3 protein-coding genes, 1 pseudogene and 1 riboswitch are annotated in these 5,013 nt (G+C 73.6%); of the genes and pseudogenes, 1 reads left to right on the top strand and 3 read right to left on the bottom strand.

Going from position 1 to position 5,013, the window contains the following annotated elements; all coding sequences use genetic code 11:
* The first annotated feature begins 371 nt into the window (after positions 1-371).
* Positions 372-514, top strand: a riboswitch (SAM riboswitch).
* Between the two features lie 383 nt (positions 515-897).
* A complete protein-coding gene (locus tag ACFYMP_RS09220) occupies positions 898-1,683 on the top strand; it encodes a glutathione S-transferase C-terminal domain-containing protein (protein ID WP_388853027.1) in 786 nt (261 codons plus the stop codon).
* Here the strand turns inward: ACFYMP_RS09220 and ACFYMP_RS09215 are convergent.
* From ACFYMP_RS09215 to ACFYMP_RS09205, 3 genes and pseudogenes are all read right to left on the bottom strand, one after another.
* Positions 1,628-2,231 (bottom strand): annotated as a pseudogene (locus tag ACFYMP_RS09215) (type 1 glutamine amidotransferase). The gene ACFYMP_RS09220 and the pseudogene ACFYMP_RS09215 overlap by 56 nt on opposite strands.
* Before the next feature lie 77 nt (positions 2,232-2,308).
* Positions 2,309-3,778, bottom strand: coding sequence for a purine-cytosine permease family protein (locus ACFYMP_RS09210; protein ID WP_388853024.1), 1,470 nt, complete (start codon positions 3,776-3,778; stop codon positions 2,309-2,311).
* A gap of 613 nt (positions 3,779-4,391) precedes the next feature.
* Positions 4,392-4,955 (bottom strand): type 1 glutamine amidotransferase domain-containing protein, encoded by a 564-nt coding sequence (locus tag ACFYMP_RS09205; RefSeq protein WP_388853021.1) that lies wholly within the window; start codon positions 4,953-4,955, stop codon positions 4,392-4,394.
* Positions 4,956-5,013 lie beyond the last annotated feature (58 nt).

Below are 5,013 nucleotides of genomic sequence, written 5' to 3'. Positions count from 1 at the left end.
CGAAGGCCGTGCGTCCAGGCGCGCCCGACGGGGTAGTACCGGCCCCGTCGGGCGCGCGGGGCCGGGCCGGGGCACGGGCCGCCGGATACTGGCTTGCGCCGCCGGGGCGTGCCTTTGAGGATCGTGGCGGACCTCGACGGCACACCGCCGAGGGTCCCTGCCCCTCCGTCCGAGGAAGCCGCTCGATGAAGGGGGCCGGCTCTTCTGGCGCACAACCCCGGCGGTGGGCCGCAAGGGCCTCGTGGTGCGCGCCCGTCCTCGGGTACGGGCCGCGGCGCCCGGCCTCCGGACGCCCGCGCGCGCCTTTCCGAAGTCCGGAGCACGAGACCGGTCTTGACGGCCGTTGCGGGCCCCGTGACACTGGGAAGGACGGTCACGATCGTCAGCGCCCGCGTACGGAGACCCCGCACGCGGTTCATCGGCCCCGGCCCGCTGACAGGCAACCCTTCCGCCGCGATGGGGTGCCCCGGGTGACGACCGGGTCCCGCCGACGGCGGCGGGGCAAGCGTGGTTTGCCTCCGGCGAGCCCGGGAGGGGACTGGTGGGGATGTCCGAAACGGTGCGGGAAGCGACGCGGCTGCCGCGTCGGCGGCCGGCCTCTTCGCGCGCTCCCCGGCGTCGCACCCTGACCCGGCGGCTGCACATCGATCTGCTGCGGGTGTGCAGCGCCGCCGTCCGCCTCCGCTGACGGGACGGGCCGCCCACACTCCTGTGCGGGGCTCCGGCCCGTGTCACACCGCCAGGGTACGACGGGTCCGGACCTTCCTCCGGGCCCCGCCGGGCGGCCCTCTCCCAGACCGTCGTGCGCCGCTTCCGCCCTTCCTGCCGTACGCCCCTCCTTCCGCGCCCGTTTCGCCGGCTATGGACACCCCGCAGAGCCAGATGAGTTGGAGAGCCATGACCGCTACCGCCCCGCACACCCACGACCAGGCGCAGCGCCGTCCCCTCGCGACGCTCGTCCGTCCGTCCCTGCCCGCCCCCGTCTTCCGCGGCCGGATCGGCAGTTCGGCCGCCCGCGGCTTCTATCCGGCGCCGCACCGCTACGAGGTGTACCTGCGCGGCCACTGTCCCGACGCGCTGCGGGTGTTCGTCACGCTGGGCCTGCTGGGCCTGCGCGAGGAGGTGCCCGTGACGGTGCTGGGCACGCCCGGCGTCGCGCCCGCGGCGGAGGCGGGGCTGCGGCACGCCTACGAGGCGGCACGGCACCGCTACGAGGGACCGCTCTCCGTTCCGGCCCTGTGCGACCGGTGGAGCGGCCGGGTGGTCAGCAACCACGCCCCGGACATCCTGCGCGACCTCACCGACAGGTTCCCCTCCCCGGCCTGCGGCGACGGTACGTGCGGGTCCGGACTGCGGCCGGCCTGCCGCACGGCCGACATCGACCGGCTGGAGTCCTTGCTCCACCCCCTGCCCGAGGAGAGCGGACACGCCTGCTTCCGGGCGGCCCTGGACGAACTCGACCGGCGGCTGGCGGACAGCCCCTACGTGTGGGGCGAGGCGCCGACCGCCTCCGACGTCGACGCCTGGGCGGCGCTGCTGTGGCCGGCCGCCGGGTACGGGAGTGAACTGCGGGCCACGCTGGAGGAGCATCCCGGCCGTCGGCGTCTGCTGTCCTACGTCGAGCGGCTCAGCTCGCGCCCGGAGTTCCGGGCGGCGCTGGAGGCCGGGCTCGGTCCGCGCTGAGTCGGCTGTGGCGGCCTCGGTGTGCGGCCGAGGTCACCACGTCGGCGAAGCGGTGGGCCACCGTGCGCCAGGTCCTGGTGGCGGCCGGCTCCTCGCGCAGGGCGAGGGCGCGCAGCGTCTCGGGGTCCGGGGCGCCGTACCGGGACAGCCGGCCGGGGTTCCAGTGGCGGATGCGCTCGGCCGTCGCCTCCGGGTGGAACTGCACGCCCCACGCCGAGGGGCCGACCCGGAACCCCTGGTAGGGGCAGTGCTCGCTGCGCGCCAGCCAGTGGGCGCCACAGCGGGATCGCTCCGTCCAGGGCCCGGCGTACGAGGGCCCGGGTCGCGGGCAGCCACGGGGCACGCGCGTCCTCGTCGGGAAGGTAGGCGCCGCCCAGGACGACGAGCGCCTGGTGTTCGAGCCGTCCGGGGACCGGGGCCCCTTCGTAGGCGGGCACCACGTGTGCCCGTACGCCCCGTTCGGCCAGCCAGCCCGCCCAGGGGCCGAGCCCGCCGCCGGGTCCGTGCTGAAGCACCAGGGCCGTGGCCGTCGTCCTCGTGGTGCTCATGGCCGGCTTTCCCACCTCGTCGACGCGCTTGGGTTGCGTCGGCCACCCTAACCGGGGCCGTGTGCCCGTCCCGCTGTTCAGTCGGCCGTCGAGGCGGTGGGCCGCGGCGGCGCCGGTGCCGTTATCCGCGGCTGCTCGTGGCCCCAGATCATGCGATCGGGCACCCGGCCGCGGTCGCCGCGCGCCAGCAGGGCGTAGAGAGCGCCGGGGATCACGAGCCCCACGATCCAGGAGATGTCCGCTCCACCGAGCCGCCCGACCATCGGGCCGGTGTAGAACTCCGTTGCTATGAATGGGAGTTGGATGAGGATACCGAGGACATAGGTGAGGATGGCCCGCCACCGCCAGGTGCCGTAGCGGCCGGCCGGGTCGGACAGCGCGGGGAGGTCGTAGCGCTCCTTGGCGACGAGGTAGTAGTCGACGAGATTGATGGCGCTCCACGGCGTGAAGAAGATCAGCAGGAAGAGCAGGAACGTGGAGAACGAGTCCAGGAAGTCACCCCGGCCCAGCAGGGCGACGACCGTTCCCGCCAGCATGATGCCGAGCACGTAGCCCGCCCGCCCCCGCGGGCTGAGGCCGCGCTGCGCGCGGAAGCCGCTCACCCCGGTCAGCAGGGACATGAAGCCCCCGTAGGTGTTGAGCACGTTGATGGTGAGTTTGCCGAGCGCGATCACGAAGTAGAGCACCGAGGCGATCAGTCCGCCGCCGCCCAGGCCCACGACGTAGCCGACCTCGTCGCCCACGATGGCTCCGGCGGAGGCGGCCGCGGCGAGCGCGCCGAAGGCCATGGACCACTGCGAGCCGAGGACGGTGCCGGCGAGCGTCGCCCAGAACGTGGTGCGCGGCGAGGTGTCGCGCGGCAGGTAGCGCGAGTAGTCGGCGACGTAGGGCCCGAAGGCGAGTTGCCAGGAGGCGGCGAGGGAGACGGCGAGCAGGAAGGCGGGCAGGTGGAAGGAGTGGTCGGCGAGCAGGTCGCCCAGGGAGACGCGGCGCAGCAGGCGGATGCCGAGATAGACGAAGGCCAGCGCGCACACCGCCCCCGCGACCCGGCCCAGGCGGTGGATGACCCGGTAGCCGATGACGGCCATGACGGCGGTGGCCACGGCGAAGACCAGGATGCCGGTGGTGTCGCCGAGGTGGGTGAGGTGACCGACCGCCTGTCCGGCCAGGACCGTGCCGCTCGCGAAGAAGCCCACGTACATGACGACGACGCACACGAGGGGGACGACGGCCCCGTAGACGCCGAACTGGGCCCGGCTGGAGATCATCTGCGGCAGTCCGAGACGGGGGCCCTGCGCGGAGTGCAGGGCCATGACGGCGCCGCCGAGCAGGTTCCCGAGCAGCAGCGCGATGAGCGACCAGAAGGCGTCGGCGCCGAGGACGACGGCGAGCGCGCCGGTCACGACGGCGGTGATCTGGAGGTTGGCACCGAACCAGAGAGTGAACTGGCTGAACGGTGTGCCGTGCCGCTCGCTGTCGGGGACGACCTCGATGGAACGACGTTCGATCAGGCCGCCCTCGCTTGCGGAGGGCTGGGGAGCGGACATGGCGGACTCCTCGGGCGAGGGGGCGTCCGGGTGCCGCCTGCACACCCGGTTACATAATTTCATTCAGGCTAGGCTTGATTGAATTCTTGTCAATGCTCCCGGTGTCACCGCCCGGAAAACGTCGCGTGACGGAAACCGGCATGTCCACGCGAATACGCGCCAGGCGGGGTGTTCGGCGCGTCCCAAGGCGCGAGCGCCCCTCCTCGAACCCCGCCCGCGCGAAGCCGGGCGCGGTGCGCCTCACGGAAGGCGTCCACCCCGCCGGGGACGACGTCCGCTCCGCCCCTCGCCGCGGGAAGACAGGTACGGGGTGTCGCTTCCACGACCGCCGCGACGCGGGGCCGGAGGCTCGTCGTCCAGCCGCCCGCACGGCCGGCCGGTGCTCCCCCGGCCGACCGCCTCGTCCTCGCGCTGCCCCCGCAAAGGTGCCCCGTGGTGACCGCGGCGTCCGGGGCCCCGCCCGGCCTCCCGGCGGTCCGAAGACCGGTGTCCCGGTACAGCCGGAGACCGCCGACGCGGCTTGGCCCGGCCACTTCCCGGTGTTTCACCGGAGGTGGCCGGGCCAAGGGGATGACGCGGGCTTCGGAGCGGCGCCGAGCGGGGTGGGGGCGCTCTAGCCCAGCAGCGCCTTGTCCACCTCGCCGAGGAAGTCGTCCAGGTCGCCCGGGTTGCGGGAGGTCACGAGGGTGTATCCGCCCGCGGTGTCGGTGACCACGGAGCGGTCCACCCAGTCCTTCGCCCCGGCGTTGCGGATGTCGGTGCGCAGTGAGGGGTAGGAGGTGAGGGTCTTGCCCTCCACGAGACCCGTTTCGACGAGGGCCCACGGGCCGTGGCAGATCGCCGCGATCGGCCGCCCCGTCGAGGCGAAGGCCCGGACCACGCCGAGGGCGTCCTCGTCCAGGCGCAGCGTGTCCGCGTTCAGGGTGCCGCCCGGGATCAGGAGCAGCTCGTACCCGGCCGGGTCGAGGTCCGTGATCGTGGTGTCCGGCCGCACGGTGGTGCCGGGGTCCTTGTCGCTCACCAGGGTACGGATCGGCTCGTCCCGCACGGCCGCGACGGTGACCCGCGCGCCGGCCTTCTTGAGGTGTTCGACCGGGACGACGAGTTCGTCCTGCTCCACGCCGTAGTTGGTGACGAGGGCGAGGACGCTGTGCCCGCTGAGATCTGCGCCGGCCATGGTGTTTCTCCTTCGTGCTTCGGTGCTGTACGGGAACGCCGCCGCGTGCGGCGCCGGT

The sequence above is a fragment of the Streptomyces sp. NPDC007088 genome (assembly GCF_042869355.1).
Lineage (GTDB): Bacteria > Actinomycetota > Actinomycetes > Streptomycetales > Streptomycetaceae > Streptomyces.
This window is presented reverse-complemented; position numbering and strand designations above follow the sequence as displayed.